We start from the raw sequence: 15,766 nt of genomic DNA, 5'->3' as shown, positions 1-15,766 counted from the left end.
TCGGCGATCGATCTTGTGCCGCTTGTGTAAATGGAATAAAAATTCTAAAAACACTGATTGTGGAATATGTCAAGCGCAATAGCGGAGCCGCCCATGCCCAATCACGCCAGTGATGCGCCCGATACGATCGACGCCTTCTTCGCCCGCCTCGCGGAGCGCTCACCGGGCTTCCCCAAGCGCCTGAAGCAATGCGCCGATTTCGTTGCCGCCAATCCCGATCGGGTGGCGGTCTCGACGGTGGCCGAGCTTTCGGCAGAGGCGGGCGTCCAGCCCTCGGCCTTCATGCGGTTCTGCCAGGAACTGGGCTTTTCGGGTTTTTCCCAGATGCAGCGGCTGTTCCGCAGCGACTATTCGCGCAAATGGCCGGATTATGCGACGCGCATCGATTCGCTCCGCGATCACGGGTCGGACAGTCCGGCGGCGCTTCTTGCCGAATTCGTCGAGGTTGGCCGGCTGTCGCTGGAAAACCTGCTGACCTCGGTCGAGACGGAAGCGCTGAACGAGGCCGTGGCGATGCTGGCGAAGGCCGAGACCATCCACCTCGTCGGCTTTCGTCGCGCCTTTCCGGTGACCTCCTATCTCGCCTATGCATTTGAAAAGATGGATATCCCGGCAATGCTGCATACGGGGATTGCGGGGCTCGGGCTGGAATATGCCATTCGGCCCAATGATGCCGTGCTCGCCGTCACCTTCGCCCCCTATACCGAGCGCACGCTGGAGATCGCGGAAGCCGGCAGGGCGCGCGGCGCGGGGCTTGTCGCCATCACCGATTATGTCACCAGTCCGCTGGTCCGGCTCGGCGCCACGACGCTGAATGTGGCCGAACCCGATGTCGGCGCCTTCCGGGCCCTTTCCGGATCGTTGTCGCTTGCGATCTCGCTTGCAGTGTCCGTGGGCGCCGCACGCGAGAATGGAAAAAATAGAAAATAAATATTGCAATCGTCACGGAATGGAATTTAAATTCCCTCCCGGAGCGTGAACCGGTTTCGCGTTCCGATATTGCCCTTGCCGGGAGGAGGTCGGGGCGAATTCATCCCTTGGAGGAGGACTTGAAGATGAAGAGCAGATTTCTTGCGCTGGCGGCTGCTGCCGTTGCACTGACGAGCCTGGCGCCCGCTGCGGCCTGGGCCGAGGGCGAGCGCTTCGTGCTGATCTCGCATGCGCCCGACAGCGACAGCTGGTGGAACACGATCAAGAACGCGATCAATGTCGCGGGCGACCAGATGGACGTCGAAGTGGAATACCGCAACCCGCCGACGGGCGACCTTGCCGATATGGGCCGTATCGTCCAGCAGGCGGCCGCGTCCAATCCGGACGGCATCATCGTCACGATCGCCGATTATGACGTTCTTTCCGGTCCGATCTCGGATGCCGTGGCCAAGGGCATTCCGGTGATCACCATCAATTCGGGCACGGAAGAGCAGTCGAAACAGCTCGGCGCGATGATGCATGTGGGCCAGCCGGAATATATGTCGGGCAAGCTTGCAGGCGAGCGCGCCAAGAAGGAGTCGGACGCCGACAGCTTCCTGTGCGTCAACCACTACATCACCAACCCGGCATCCGTTGAGCGCTGCCAGGGCTTTGCCGATGGTCTGGGCGTCGAGCTCGGCCAGCAGATGATCGACAGCGGCATGGACCCGTCCGAGGTCAAGTCGAAGGTGATGGCCTATCTCAATGCCAATCCGGATACCGGCGCGATCCTGACACTCGGCCCCAACTCCGCCGAGCCGACGATTGCCGCGCTTGATGAAACCGGTAAGGCCGGTCAGGTCTATTTCGGCACGTTCGACCTTTCGAGCGGCATTGCCGATGCGATCAAGGCCGGCACGATCAACTTCGCCATCGACCAGCAGCCCTACCTGCAGGGCTATCTGCCGGTGGTCATCCTGACCAACTACGCCCGCTATGGCGTGATGCCGGGCAACTCGATCAATTCGGGTCCCGGCTTCATCACCGACGGCAACATCGAACTGGTCGAGAAATACGCCGGCCAGTATCGCTGACGTTTGACAATGGCGATGCCGCGCGGACTTGCCGCGCGGCGTCCTGACCGGCAACCGCCGGTCTCCTGAGACGCCCGGTACGGCAGGCAGCGAAAACGCGCCGCCGGCGCGGGGAACCATTGCCTACGCGGCGGAGACAATCTGATGTCCAAATCCCACGAACAAAAGCCGCACCGGCCGATCGAGGAGCTGATCCTCGAAGAGCGCATGCGCCCCGTGCCGCGCTGGCGCAAGGCGCTGATCCGGCCGGAGCTCGGCTCCATCTGCGGCACCATTCTCGTTTTTCTGCTGTTTGCCATGATCGCCGGCGACAGCGGCATGTTTTCAGCCGAAGGCTTCATCAACTGGGGCACGGTCTCGGCCCAGTTCGCCATCATCGCCGTCGGCGCCTGCCTGTTGATGATTGCGGGCGAATTCGACCTGTCGATCGGTTCGATGATCGGCTTTTCCGGCATCATCATCGCGCTTTTGACCGTGCAATGGGGCTGGCCCGCCTGGCTTGCGATCATCACCGCCTTTGCCGTCGCGGTCGCCATCGGCGCGCTGAACGGCTTCCTGGTGATCCGCACCGGCCTGCCGTCCTTCATCGTTACGCTCGCCTTCCTGTTCATCCTGCGCGGGCTGACGATCTTCATCGCCATCTCGACCACCGGCAAGACGATCATCGGCGGCGTGCGCGAGGCATCGGAAGGCGATGTCGTCGCCGCGCTCTTTGGCGGCAAGGTGTTCGGCGGTTTCTTCCGCTGGCTTGCCGACAATGACATGATCGCGACCTTCGTTGCCGGCCCGCGCGCCGGGCAACCCGTCGTCGACGGCATTCCGATGCTGATGGTCTGGGCGCTGATTCTGATCGCGCTCGGCCATTTTCTTCTGGTGCGCACCAAATTCGGTAACTGGATCTTCGCCGCCGGCGGCGATGCCCAGGCCGCGCGTTATGTCGGCGTGCCGGTCAACCGGGTGAAGATCCTGATGTTCATGCTGACGGCCTTCTGCGCCACCATCTTCGCCACCTGCCAGGTGATGGAGTTCGGCTCGGCGGCGGCCGACCGCGGCCTGCTGAAGGAGTTCGAGGCGATCATTTCCGTGGTCATCGGCGGGGCGCTGCTCACCGGCGGGTACGGTTCCGTCATCGGTGCGGCGCTTGGCGCGCTGATCTTCGGCGTCGTCCAGCAGGGCCTGTTCTTCGCAGGCGTCGAAAGCTCGCTGTTCCGCGTGTTCCTCGGCGTCATCCTGCTGCTCGCCGTCATTCTCAACACCTATATCCGCCGTCGCATCACGGGAGAACGCTAGAGATGAGCGCACCTCTGATCGAACTTCAGGAAATCGAAAAGCATTTCGGCCCGGTGATCGCGCTGGCTGGCGTCTCGCTCTCGGTCATGGCCGGGGAATGCCATTGCCTGCTCGGCGACAATGGCGCGGGCAAGTCCACCTTCATCAAGACCATGTCGGGCGTGCACAAGCCGAGCTATGGCCGCATCCTCGTCGACGGCAAGGAAGTCACCTTCAACGATCCGCGCGACGCGATGGCGGCAGGCGTTGCCACGGTCTATCAGGACCTGGCGATGATCCCGCTGATGTCGGTGACCCGCAATTTCTGGATGGGCCGGGAGCCCGAGCGGCGCATCGGCCCGATCAAGGTATTCGACCACAAGAAAGCGGGCGCCATCACCGTTGAGGAAATGGCCAAGATGGGCATTCACCTGCGCTCCGCCGATCAGGCGGTCGGCACGCTTTCGGGCGGCGAGCGGCAGACGGTTGCCATTTCCCGCGCCGTCTATTTCGGCGCGCGCGTGCTGATCCTTGACGAGCCGACCTCGGCGCTCGGCGTGCGCCAGACGGCGAATGTGCTTTCCACCATCGATGCCGTGCGCAAGAAGGGTATCGGCGTTGTCTTCATTACCCATAATGTCCGTCATGCGCTGGCCGTCGGCGATCGCTTCACCGTCATCAATCATGGCAAGACGCTGGGCACTGCCAAACGCGGCGAGATCAATGCCGAACAGTTGCAGGATCTGATGGCGGGCGGACGCGAACTGGTTGAACTCGAATCCTCGCTTGGAGGCACTGTCTAGAGCATGCATGAACTCGATTGTCTCACGATCGGCCGTTCCTCGGTCGACCTTTACGGCGCGCAGGTCGGCGGTCGGCTGGAGGATATGCTGTCCTTCGAGAAATATCTCGGCGGCTCGCCGACCAATATGGCGACGGGCGCGGCGCGTCTCGGCCTGAAGTCCGGGCTGATCACCCGTGTCGGCGACGAGCATATGGGCCGCTTCATCCGCGAGGAACTGGCGAAGGAAGGCGTCGACGTGACCGGCGTGATCACCGATCCGGAACGGCTTTCCGCACTGGTGATCCTGGGCATTCGGGATGAGGAGCAGTTTCCGCTGATTTTCTATCGTGAGAACTGCGCCGACATGGCGCTCTGCGAAGACGATATCGACGAGGCGCTGATCGCGCGCTCGCGTTCGCTGGTCGCCACCGGCACGCATCTTTCCAACCCGCAGACCGAGGCGGCTGTGCTGAAGGCGCTTGACCTTGCCCGCAAGCACGGCGCCCGCAACGCGCTCGACATCGACTACCGACCGAACCTCTGGGGCCTTTCCGGTCACGGCGACGGTGAGAACCGCTTCATTGCGTCCGAGAAAGTGACCGCCAAGCTTCAGTCGACGCTGCATCTGTTCGATCTCATCGTCGGCACGGAAGAGGAGTTCCACATTGCCGGCGGCACGACGGATACGCTTGAGGCGCTGAAGAAGGTGCGCAAGGTGAGCGACGCAACGCTGGTGCTGAAGCGCGGCGCGGCCGGCGCTTCGGCCTTCGAGGGGGCTATTCCGGATGATATCGATGGCGGCGTTGCGGGCAGAAGCTTCCGCATCGAGGTCTTCAATGTTTTGGGCGCCGGCGATGGCTTCATGGCCGGGCTCCTGAAGGGATGGCTGACGGATCGGAACTGGGCCGAAAGCCTGACGATCGCCAATGCTTGCGGAGCCTTCGCCGTCTCCCGTCATGGCTGCACGCCAGCCTATCCGAGCCTGACGGAACTTGAATATTTCCTTGAGCATGGCTCAACCATGCTGGCGCTGCGCAAGGACAAGGCGCTGGAACAGCTTCATTGGTCGACCAACAGGCACGGCGACTGGCCGGAAATGCGGGTCTTTGCCTTCGACCACCGGATCCAGCTTGAAGACATGGTCGCGGAATGCGGCGTTCCGGCCCAAAGGCTGGGCGCGTTCAAGGAGCTCTGCCTGAGGGCGGCTCTGGATGTGGCCGACGGCAGGCCGGGCTACGGTATTCTCTGCGACAGCCGGATTGGCCGTTCATCGCTTTACAAGGCCGCCGGAACCGGCCTCTGGATCGGGCGGCCGACGGAATGGCCGGGTTCGCGTCCGCTCACGCTCGAGCCGGAGCTTGGCGAGGACATGGGCGGGCTTGCCGAATGGCCCGCCGAACATGTGGTCAAGGTTCTGTGCTTCTATCACCCCGATGACGATGCGGCGCTGAAGGTCGAGCAGGAGGCGACGCTGACGCGGCTCTTTGCCGCCGCGCGCCGAAACCGGCTGGAATTCCTGATGGAGGTCGTGTCATCAAAGCATGGCGAGACGGATGATATGAGCGCCGCGCGGGTGATCGAGCGTCTTTACGAGATCGGCATCTATCCCGACTGGTGGAAGCTGGAGCCACTGACATCGAAAGCCGCATGGGCCAATGTGTGCGCGGCGATCGAGCGCAATGACCGCCACACGCGCGGCATCGTCGTGCTCGGCCTCGATGCGCCGGAAGAGGAACTGGCGGCCAGCTTTGCCGAAGCCGCGCGTTTTCCGCTGGTCAAGGGGTTCGCCGTCGGTCGTTCGATCTTCGCTGACGCGGCCCGTGCCTGGCTTTCAGGCGCAATTGGCGATGATGAGGCCGTCGCGGAGATGACGAACAAATACCGCAGCTTCTGCCGCTATTGGGACGAGGCACGGCAGGCTGCAGGACAGCATGAAAGAGATGAGGCGTTTTGATGAAAACGATCCGCTTGACCGCCGCGCAGGCACTGGTGCGCTATCTGATCGCGCAGAAGAACGAGGACGGCGATCCCGTCATTCCCGGCTGCTGGGCGATATTCGGCCACGGCAATGTCGCGGCGCTTGGCGAGGCGCTTTATGGCGTGCGCGACAGCTTTCCCACATGGCGCGGCCACAATGAACAAACCATGGCGCATGCGGCAATCGCCTATGCTAAGGCGAAGAACCGGCGCCAGGCCATGGCGGTGACAACCTCGATCGGCCCCGGCGCGACCAATATGGTGACGGCCTGCGCGCTCGCCCATGTGAACCGCCTGCCGGTGCTGCTGATTCCCGGCGATGTCTTCGCCAGCCGCGCGCCCGATCCGGTGTTGCAGCAGGTCGAGGATTTCGACGACGCGACGGTTTCCGCCAATGACTGCTTCCGCCCGGTCAGCCGCTATTTCGACCGGATCACGCGACCGGAGCAGCTTTTGACCGCGCTGCCGCGCGCGCTATCGACGCTGACCGATCCGGAGCGCTGCGGCCCCGTGACGCTCTCCTTCTGCCAGGACGTTCAGGCGGAAGCCTTCGACTGGCCGGAAAGCTTCTTCGCCGAAAAGACCTGGCATCAGCGCCGCCCCGCGCCGGATGCGGGTGCGCTGATGCGGGCAGTTGACGCCATCAAGTCTGCCAAACGGCCGCTCATCGTGGCCGGCGGCGGCGTGCTTTTTTCGGGGGCGACAGAGGTCCTGAAAGCCTTTGCCGAAAAGCATCGGATTCCTGTTGCCGAAACGCAGGCAGGCAAGTCTTCGCTTGCCGCCAGCCATCCGCTGAACCTCGGCTCCATCGGTGTGACCGGCGCCTCTGCCGCCAATGCGATCGCCGCCGATGCCGATCTGGTGATCGGTGTCGGTACAAGGTTCCAGGATTTCACCACCGGTTCCTGGTCGGTGTTCAGGAATCCCGCGCGGCGCATTCTGGCGATCAATGTCACGGCGTTCGACAGCTACAAGCATGATGCCCTGCCGCTCGTGGCCGATGCGCGGGTTGCACTGGAAATGCTGGGCGAGAAGCTCGGCGGGCATCAGGCTCCGGCCGTCGATCCCGAACTGAAGAGAACCTGGATGGCCTCGGTCGCCGCCGCCACCGATGCGCCCTCCGGCAATGCGCTGCCAAGCGACGGGCATGTGATCGGCGCCGTCCAGCGCCAGAGCGGGGAGGATGCCATTGTTGTCTGCGCATCCGGCGGACTTCCGGGCGAGCTGCACAAGCTGTGGCAGGCCGAACGCCCCAATGGCTACCACCTCGATTACGGCTATTCCTGCATGGGCTACGAGATCGCCGGCGGCCTCGGCGTCAAGATGGCGCTGCCGGAGCGCGACGTCATCGTCATGCTCGGCGACGGCTCCTACCTGATGGCGAATTCCGAACTCGCGACCTCCGTCATGCTCGGTCAGAAGATCACCGTCGTCGTGCTCGACAATCGCGGTTTCGGCTGCATCAACCGGCTGCAACGCGCGACTGGCGGCGAGAGCTTCAACAATCTGATCGATACCGCCCGCCACGTCGTGCCCTCCGACATCGACTTCGCCGCCCATGCCGCGTCCCTCGGCGCGATCGCGGAGAAGGTCGATGGCATCGAGGCGCTGGAGGAAGCGATGAAGCGCGCGAAGACCAGTGACCGCAGCCATGTGATCGTCATCGACACCGACCCGATGATCACCACGGAAGCCGGCGGCAACTGGTGGGATGTGGCCGTGCCGGAAGTTTCCGAACGCACGCAAGTGAATGCGGCGCGTGAAAACTATCTGAAAGACCGCGCCAACCAGCGCGCCTTTGACTGAGTTCCTTTTGCCTTTGAAAGGGTGAAATCATGATCCTCTTCGGAACCAATCCGATTGCCTGGTCCAATGATGACGACCAGAGCCTCGGTGCTGACATCCCGCTTGAAACCTGCCTGTCCGAAACCGCCGAGATCGGCTTTGACGGTATCGAGAAGGGCCACAAGTTCCCGACCGAACCGGAAGCGCTTTCGGCCGTACTCTCCGCCCATGGCCTCAAATTCGTCTCGGGTTGGCACTCGCTCAACCTGCTTACGCATTCGGTCGAAGACGAGAAGGCCGCGATCCGCCCGCACCTCGACTTGCTGAAATCGCAGGGCTCAAAGGTCTGCATCGTCTGCGAGACATCGAACGCCATTCACGGCAATGACGGCGCTGCCCTGAACACCCGACCCGTGCTGGATGATGCCGCCTGGGACGGATTTGCCGCAAAGCTCGATGCGATCGGGGCCTATTGCGCCGAGGATGGCATCGCGCTCGTCTATCACCATCATATGGGTACGATCATTCAGAGCGAATCCGAGATCGACCGGCTGATGGCGCTGACGGGGCCGGATGTGTATCTGCTGCTCGACACCGGCCACGCGACCTTCGGCGGCGGCGATCCGCAAGCGCTGGCGCGCCGCCATATGGGCCGCGTCCGGCATATCCACGCCAAGAATGTACGCGGTGAAATCATGAAGCAGGTCTGGGACGAGGGGCTGAGCTTCCTGGAGGGCGTGCGGCGGGGCGTCTTTACCGTGCCGGGCGACGAAGAGGGGATCGTCGATTTCACGCCCGTGCTGAAGATCGCCGCGGAACATGGCTATTCCGGCTGGATCGTGATCGAGGCCGAGCAGGACCCCGCCGTTCGCAATCCGTTCAAATACCAGAGCTTGGGGCTGAAGGCGCTGAAGGCGGCGGCCGAGCAAGCCGGACTGAAGTAGAGAGAAGACGAGGAGAACCGAGATGAGCCGATTGCTGGTCAAGCCGAACGGAACCGATGGCAAGGTTCACGACATCACGCCCGAAAGCGCCGGCTGGGGCTATGTCGGCTTCGGGCTCTATCGCCTTGCCGCGGGCGAGACCGTCTCGGAAAAGACGGAGGACCGCGAGGTCATTCTGGTGCTTGTCGAGGGCAAGGCCGCGATTTCAGGGGCCGGCCAGGATTTCGGCACGCTCGGCAAACGCATGAACGTGTTCGAGCGGGAAAAGCCTGCCGCCGTTTATGTGCCCGACCACGCGGAGTGGTCGGCAAGGGCTGAAACGGACTGCACGCTCGCCGTCTGCTCGGCGCCCGGCAAGGGCGGTCACAGTGCCAGGGTCATTGAGGACATCGGGCTGGAAGAGCGCGGCAAGGGCTCCAACACCCGTTACATCCATCCGATCGCGATGGAAGACAAGGACATTGCCGACAGTCTTCTGGTAACCGAAGTGTTCACGCCGGCGGGCAACTGGTCGTCCTATCCGCCGCACAGGCATGACGAGGACAATTATCCGGATATGACCTATCTGGAGGAGACCTATTACCACCGCCTCAATCCCGCCCAGGGCTTCGGTTTCCAGCGGGTGTTCACCGAGGACGGAGAACTGGACGAGACCATGGCGGTGCATGACGGCGAAGTCGTTCTGGTGCCGAAGGGCCATCATCCCTGCGGCGCGCCGCATGGCTATGAGATGTACTATCTGAATGTCATGGCCGGGCCGATGCGCAAATGGCGCTTCAAGAACCATCCGGATCACGACTGGATCGCAAAGCAGCAGGCGTAAGGACCGCGGTTGATTGTCCCCGGCGATCACGGATAATGGTCTGAAGTGAATCACCGCGCATAGGCTCTTCCGTGCAATCTTCCCTGCTTCAACGCCTGCGACTGGCGGCGCTGGTCGTCGGCGTGTTTCTGATCGGCGCGAATTCCTTCGTTCTCGGGCCGATCCTCGGCGACGTCGCGCGGACGCTCGACACGGAGCCGGTCGCCGTGACGCGCGCGATCTCTGCCTTTGGCGCGGCGGCAGCCTTTTCCGCCTTCTTTCTGTCCGGTGTTATCGATCGTTACGCCATGCGCGTGGTTCTGTCCGGCTCCGCCTTGCTGATCGCGTCCGGCTTTGCCGGGTCTGCCCTGAGTCCGGCATGGCAGGTTCTTGCCTTCTTTCAGGCGGTAACCGGTCTGGCAACCGGCGTGCTTCTGCCTGCCGTCTACTCGCAGGCAGTGCGCGCGGCGCCGCCGGGGAAGGGGGCGCGAACCTTTGGCATCGTCCTTTCGGGCTGGTCGCTTTCGCTGATCGTCGGTGTGCCGCTTTCCGCGATGTTGAGCGATGCCCTCGATTGGCGCCTTGCTTATGGCGCGCTGGCGACGCTCGCCCTGTTGACCTGTCTGATCTTTGCCGTCACGGGTGATGGCAACCCTGACAACGCGCGCGGAAAGGTTTACACGCGCCGCGAGGCGATCCGCGTCCGCGGCGTTGTCAGCATGCTCGCGACCGGACTTCTGTTCATGACGGTCTTCTACGGGACCTACGCGCTTCTCGGCCTCAGGATGCGCGATGCGCTCGGCATCAGCGCGGCAGCGGCAAGCCTTGCCGTCATGACCTACGGTATCGGCTTCGGCATCGGCGGTATTCTGGCGCGCCATGTCGACCGGCTCGGTCCTGCAAGGCTGTTTCCGTTCCTGCTGGGCGGATCCGGACTTGTCTATCTCTTGCTCTATCCATCGACGCAAGCCTATTGGTCATCGCTGCTGGCGACTTTCCTGCTCGGGATATTCAATCATTTCGGCCTGAACCTGACCGTCCTGCTTCTCGCCGAACGCAAGCTCGAAGCGCGCGGAACGCTGATCGGCCTGAACACCACCGTGACCTATAGCGCGGTGTTTTTCGGGCCGCTGCTGATGAGCGGTCTCTATGCGGGGTTCGGGTATGGGGCGGTCAGCCTTTGCGGCGGCCTTTTCCTGGCCGTCTGTGTTATTCTCATGTGGCGGCTGCGCAGGGCCTGACAGCTATCAGTGCAGCTGGCGCGAAATCGGGTCGCCGACAGTAAAATCGGCAAACCGCACTTTCAGGCCCGCCCGTTCGGGCGTACAGGCAGTCATGCCGATCAGGGCGTCAGATGAAGGGAAGGGGCAAAGTCGTGCCATCTGCCACTGGCCGTCGCCCAGATGGAACTGCACCCGCACAGCATCATCATGGCGGGTAATGCGGATCGAGACAGGCGTCTGAGGGTTCGCATCATGCAGCGGTATGACCGACCAGTCCGAGATGTCGCGGGTGACGACGGTGGAAAAATGCATCAGCCCGTCGGTGAACTCGATGCCCGCCTTGATCCAGTGGGTCTCGTCGATGCGCAGGATCAGGCCCGCCTGATCGTAGAGCGTCTCGTAGTCGGCGGTGACGGTCGCGCTGGCCGAGAAATCGCCGGCGACCGGCTCAAGCAGGGCATGGCCGCTGTCGCGGGTAAAGCCGTAGAAAGTCTTGCGCCAGAAATCGGTAGCCTTGTCGGTCACCAGTTCCAGCGTCCCGTTCTCTTCCGACCATTCAGCAGGTTCGTTCAGCCATTGCGCCATGATGTTCCTCCGTGCCGTGCCTATTCCGGCAGGCGATAGTCCTTCAGTCGGTCCTCGCGGGAAACAAAGAGCTTGCCGCTCTCCTGAAAGTCGGGGCTGACCAGCGGCACGATCTTTTCCGCCACTTCGCTTGGATGCGGCAGCGTCATCGGGTCCTCGCCGGGGGCTGCCTGCGCGCGCATGGCGGTGCGGGTGCGGCCGGGATCGAAATTCGTCACCTTGATCGCGGTGTGCGCGGTTTCCGCGGCCCATGTGCGCCCCATGGCCTCGACGGCGGCCTTGGAGGCGGCATAGGCGCCCCAGAAGGGCCGGCAGGTATGGGCAACGCCGGAGGAGATCAGCACCGCGCGGCCGGCATCGGACTGCAGCAGCAGCGGCTCGAGCGAACGGATCAGCCGCCAGGTCGCCGTGACGTTCACGGTCATCACCTGTTCGAACACCTTGGCTTCCAGGTGGGCGAGCGGCGAGACGACGCCGAGGACGGCGGCATTGGCGACCATGATGTCAAGTTTTTCCCAGCGCGTGAAAATCGATCCGCCGAGACGGTCGATCGCGCCCATATCGGCAAGGTCCATCGGCACCAGCGTTGCCGAGCCGTTGCCGTCAGCCTTGATTGCGTCATCCAGTTCCTCAAGCCCGCCGACCGTGCGCGCGCAGGCAATGACATGCGCGCCGCGCTTTGCCAGCGCCAGCGCGGTAAAATAGCCGATGCCGCGCGAGGCGCCGGTGACGACCGCCAGCCGGCCTTCGAGTGACTTGCTCATGATGTGGTCTCCGGATGGGTTCAGGCTTCAGCCGTTGCCGGCCAGAAGCTCGATCTTGGAAAACTCTCCCTCATGCTCCTTGTCGAGCAGGCGGGTCGGATAGTCCCCGGTGAACTGGTGATCGGTGAACTGCGGCAGGGCATTATTGCGCTTCTCGCCGCCGACGGCCATGTAGAGCCCGTCGATCGAGAGGAACTGCAGCGAGTCCGCGCCGATGAACTTGCACATGTCGGCAAGCGTCTCGTGATTGTTGGCAAGCAGCTTGTCGCGATCGGGCGTGTCGATGCCGTAAAAGTCCGAATGGTAGATCATCGGGCTGGCAACGCGGATATGCACCTCTTTGGCGCCGGCCTCGCGCAGCATCTGCACGATCTTCACCGAAGTCGTGCCGCGCACGATGGAATCGTCGATCAGCACCACCCGCGCGCCGGCAATCACCGCCTTGTTCGCCGAATGCTTCAGCTTGACGCCGAAGGCGCGGATCTGCTGCGTCGGCTCGATGAAGGTGCGGCCCACATAATGGTTGCGGATGATGCCGAGCTCGAAGGGAATGCCGCTTTCCTGCGCATAGCCGATCGCCGCCGGCGTGCCGCCATCGGGCACCGGCACGACGACATCGGCTTCGACCGGAGCCTCCTGCGCGAGATTGACGCCCATGTTCTTGCGCGTCTGGTAGACATTGCGGCCGCCGACGATGGAATCGGGGCGGGCGAAATAGACATATTCGAACAGGCAGAGGCGCTCGGGCTGTTTGAGCGCGGGCTTGCGGCTGTCGATGGAGACCGTTCCGTCGGGCTGAAGCTCGCAGATGACGACTTCGCCGTTTTCGACGTCGCGGATGAACTTGGCGCCGATAATGTCGAGCGCGCAGGTTTCCGAACAGAAGATCGGCTTGCCGTTCAGCTCGCCCATCACCAGCGGGCGGATGCCCGTCGGGTCGCGCGCGGCGATCAGCTTGGTGCGGGTCATCGCGATCATCGAGTAGCCGCCTTCCATCTGGCCGATGGCGTCGATGAAGCGGTCGGAGGATGTCTTGGCGCGTGAACGGGCGATCAGGTGCAGAACGACCTCGGTATCCGAGGTCGACTGACAGATCGCGCCGTCGGAGATCAGCTTGCGGCGCATGAACAGGCCGTTGGTGAAATTGCCGTTATGGGCAATGGCGATGCCGCCGACGCCGAGTTCGGCGAAAAGCGGCTGGACATTGCGCAGCACCGTTCCGCCGGTCGTCGAATAGCGCACATGGCCCATGGCCATGGAGCCCTTGAGGCTCTCCAGCATGGCCGGATCGGTATAGTGATCGCCGACAAGGCCGAGATGGCGCTCCGAGCGGAACTGCTGGCCGTCATAGGAGACGATGCCGGCCGCCTCCTGGCCGCGATGCTGCAGCGCGTGCAGGCCGAGCGCGGTCAGCGCCGCCGCGTCTGGGTGGCCCAGAATGCCGAAGACGCCGCATTCCTCATGCAGCGTATCATCGTCCAGGCTGAAATCGTCATGGTGGTCAAAACTGGTCATCGCGTGATCCGGAAATGGCTGGGGCAGGGCTCGTCCGAAAGCAGGTTCATCCAGACAGTACTAGAGATATCAGATAGGCCGGACATCCGGCCGGAAATTCAAAATGACGTTACCGTCGATCATTGCCAGAAGTCGCGTCTCATCGCGCTCAAGCGAACTCTCGATCTCCTTGCCGCCGGGCAGATAGGACTCAAGCTTGGCGGCAAGCATGTCGAGCGCGGGCTTCGACTTGGCGTTCCTGATCCAGTCGGGGCTCTGGGCATCGCCGACCAGCCAGTTCCAGAATGCGACCGCGACCGCGAGAATCAGCACGCCACGCACAAGGCCGAAGACAAAACCAAGCGAACGATCCAGCACGCCGGCGCGGCTGTCGATAATATAGTCCGCAAATCGCGTGGTCACCAGTGAAAGAACGACAAGGGCGATGAGAAAAACAACCGCGAAGGCGCCAGCCATGGCCATGCGCGCGTCTCCGAGAAAACCCTCGAATGTCGGCGCCAGGAAGGGGTAGGCCAGATAGGCGATGACGGCGGACAGGCCCCAGGCTAGAAGTGAGAGGATCTCCCGAGAAAACCCGCGAACCATGGCGAGTAGGGCCGAAAACAGAACAACGCCGACAACAATCAGATCGAACAGGGTTACTGGCATTCATTGCTCCGCTTGTCGTGGGTCCGCACTTTTTCCGGACCGGTCGCCCTGAGGCGTCTCACTCGCTGTCATCCGCCCCATTCTCCGGCTTCATGCCCGCAATGTCGGCCACAAGTTCCGGTAGAGCTTCAAGTCCTTTTAATCCGTTTGCGTTCACTTGCGCAATTTCTGCGGAACCGGACGGGAGCACCGCGCGCGCAAAACCAAGCTTGGAAGCCTCTTTCAGACGCTGCGCCGCATGGGTCACCGGACGGATCGCTCCGGAAAGACTGACCTCGCCGAAATAGACACAATCGGCCGGGAGAGCAAGTCCGGCGAGCGAGGAAATAAGCGCGGCGGCAACGGCCAGGTCGGCCGCGGGCTCGGTGACACGGTAGCCGCCGGCGATGTTGAGATAGACATCGTGATTGCCGAGCCGCACGCCGCAATGGGCTTCCAGCACGGCGAGGATCATCGACAACCTTGCCGAATCCCAACCGACCACGGCGCGGCGCGGCGTACCGAGCGAAGTGGGCGCGACCAGAGCCTGAACCTCAACGAGAACAGGTCGGGTGCCTTCCATGCCTGCAAATACCGCGGCGCCTGGCGCCTTGTCGTTGCGCTCGCCGAGGAAAAGCTCGGAGGGGTTGGCGACCTCGCGAAGGCCTGTATCGCCCATTTCGAACACGCCGATCTCGTCGGTCGGGCCGAAGCGGTTCTTTACCGTTCTCAAAATGCGGTAGTGATGGCCGCGCTCGCCCTCGAAATAGAGCACGGCATCGACCATGTGCTCGACCACGCGGGGGCCGGCAATCTGGCCTTCCTTGGTGACGTGGCCGACCAGAACCATGGCGGTGCCCGTCTGCTTGGCGAAACGGATCATCGCCTGCACGCCGGTGCGCACCTGCGTGACCGTGCCTGGAGCGGCTTCCGCCTGATCGGACCAGAGCGTCTGGATCGAATCAACGATGACGAGATCGGGACGGGGGCCTTCGGCGAGTGTCGCCAGAATATCCTCGACATTGGTCTCGGCAGCGAGAAGCACCTCGGTATCGGCCGCGCCAAGGCGCCGGGCCCGGAGCCTGACCTGCGCTATGGCTTCCTCGCCGGAAACATAGATTACCCGCTGGTTTTGACGGGCAAGGGCGGCGGCGGCCTGCATCAGGATCGTCGACTTGCCGATGCCGGGATCGCCGCCCACCAGAACGGCGGAGCCGCGAACGAAGCCACCGCCCGTGACCCGGTCCAGCTCGGCCATCAGGCTGGCGATGCGCGGCGCTTCCTCGCTTTCTCCGTCGAGCTTGACGAGGGCCACCGGACGGCCTTTCTTCGGCGCGCGGGCCGGGCCGCCGCCAATGCCGGCTGCCGGGTTTTCCTCGACGATCGTGTTCCAGGCGCCGCAGGCATCGCACCGTCCCGCCCAGCGGGGATGCACGCTGCCGCAATTCTGGCAGATGAACTGGGTCTTCTGTTTGGCCAAGGTCTCTT

General features: G+C 63.0%; 14 protein-coding genes. 9 read left to right on the top strand and 5 right to left on the bottom strand.

Annotation, left to right across the window (positions count from 1 at the left end; genetic code table 11):
- Window positions 1-93: 93 nt before the first annotated feature.
- The 9 genes from GGR30_RS02450 to GGR30_RS02410 all read left to right on the top strand — a co-directional run bounded on the left by GGR30_RS02450 (window position 94) and on the right by GGR30_RS02410 (window position 10,805).
- A complete protein-coding gene (locus GGR30_RS02450) occupies window positions 94-930 on the top strand; it encodes a MurR/RpiR family transcriptional regulator (RefSeq protein WP_210287901.1) in 837 nt (278 codons plus the stop codon).
- Window positions 931-1,055: 125 nt separating this feature from the next.
- Complete coding sequence (locus tag GGR30_RS02445) at window positions 1,056-2,003, top strand: sugar ABC transporter substrate-binding protein (RefSeq protein ID WP_183482081.1); 948 nt, start codon at window positions 1,056-1,058, stop codon at window positions 2,001-2,003.
- Window positions 2,004-2,210: 207 nt separating this feature from the next.
- Window positions 2,211-3,293, top strand: a complete 1,083-nt coding sequence (locus tag GGR30_RS02440; protein WP_183482633.1) for an ABC transporter permease — start codon at window positions 2,211-2,213, stop codon at window positions 3,291-3,293.
- A gap of 2 nt (window positions 3,294-3,295) precedes the next feature.
- The gene (locus tag GGR30_RS02435; RefSeq protein ID WP_183482077.1) at window positions 3,296-4,075 is read left to right on the top strand and encodes an ATP-binding cassette domain-containing protein; all 780 of its coding nucleotides are present in this window, start codon (window positions 3,296-3,298) and stop codon (window positions 4,073-4,075) included.
- Between the two features lie 3 nt (window positions 4,076-4,078).
- Window positions 4,079-6,010 (top strand): bifunctional 5-dehydro-2-deoxygluconokinase/5-dehydro-2-deoxyphosphogluconate aldolase, encoded by a 1,932-nt coding sequence (locus tag GGR30_RS02430; RefSeq protein WP_183482074.1) that lies wholly within the window; start codon window positions 4,079-4,081, stop codon window positions 6,008-6,010.
- Window positions 6,010-7,839 (top strand): 3D-(3,5/4)-trihydroxycyclohexane-1,2-dione acylhydrolase (decyclizing), encoded by a 1,830-nt coding sequence (iolD, locus tag GGR30_RS02425; protein ID WP_183482071.1) that lies wholly within the window; start codon window positions 6,010-6,012, stop codon window positions 7,837-7,839. Before GGR30_RS02430 ends, iolD begins: the two co-directional genes overlap by 1 nt.
- A gap of 29 nt (window positions 7,840-7,868) precedes the next feature.
- Window positions 7,869-8,762, top strand: coding sequence for a myo-inosose-2 dehydratase (iolE, locus tag GGR30_RS02420; protein WP_183482069.1), 894 nt, complete (start codon window positions 7,869-7,871; stop codon window positions 8,760-8,762).
- Between the two features lie 22 nt (window positions 8,763-8,784).
- Window positions 8,785-9,585, top strand: a complete 801-nt coding sequence (gene iolB / locus GGR30_RS02415; RefSeq protein ID WP_183482066.1) for a 5-deoxy-glucuronate isomerase — start codon at window positions 8,785-8,787, stop codon at window positions 9,583-9,585.
- 71 nt (window positions 9,586-9,656) lie between these two features.
- Entirely contained in the window at window positions 9,657-10,805 is a 1,149-nt protein-coding gene (locus tag GGR30_RS02410; protein WP_183482063.1) for an MFS transporter, read from the top strand.
- A gap of 6 nt (window positions 10,806-10,811) precedes the next feature.
- Here the strand turns inward: GGR30_RS02410 and GGR30_RS02405 are convergent, their stop codons facing one another.
- The 5 genes from GGR30_RS02405 to radA form a co-directional block, all read right to left on the bottom strand.
- Window positions 10,812-11,372: a DUF1349 domain-containing protein gene (locus tag GGR30_RS02405; protein WP_183482060.1), complete on the bottom strand. Its 561-nt coding sequence runs from the start codon at window positions 11,370-11,372 to the stop codon at window positions 10,812-10,814.
- A 20-nt stretch (window positions 11,373-11,392) separates the two neighbouring features.
- Window positions 11,393-12,136, bottom strand: a complete 744-nt coding sequence (locus GGR30_RS02400) for an SDR family NAD(P)-dependent oxidoreductase (protein ID WP_183482057.1) — start codon at window positions 12,134-12,136, stop codon at window positions 11,393-11,395.
- Window positions 12,137-12,163: 27 nt separating this feature from the next.
- On the bottom strand, window positions 12,164-13,651 hold the full coding sequence (gene purF / locus GGR30_RS02395; protein WP_183482054.1) for an amidophosphoribosyltransferase: 1,488 nt from the start codon (window positions 13,649-13,651) through the stop codon (window positions 12,164-12,166).
- 69 nt (window positions 13,652-13,720) lie between these two features.
- Window positions 13,721-14,299, bottom strand: a complete 579-nt coding sequence (locus GGR30_RS02390; protein WP_183482051.1) for a CvpA family protein — start codon at window positions 14,297-14,299, stop codon at window positions 13,721-13,723.
- A gap of 58 nt (window positions 14,300-14,357) precedes the next feature.
- Entirely contained in the window at window positions 14,358-15,758 is a 1,401-nt protein-coding gene (gene radA, locus GGR30_RS02385; protein ID WP_183482048.1) for a DNA repair protein RadA, read from the bottom strand.
- Window positions 15,759-15,766: the final 8 nt, after the last annotated feature.

The sequence above is a fragment of the Martelella radicis genome, assembly GCF_014196625.1.
In the GTDB taxonomy this organism is placed as follows: Bacteria; Pseudomonadota; Alphaproteobacteria; order Rhizobiales; family Rhizobiaceae; genus Martelella; species Martelella radicis.
Note: the sequence above shows the minus strand (reverse complement) of the source record. Positions and strands in the feature narration are given on the sequence as shown.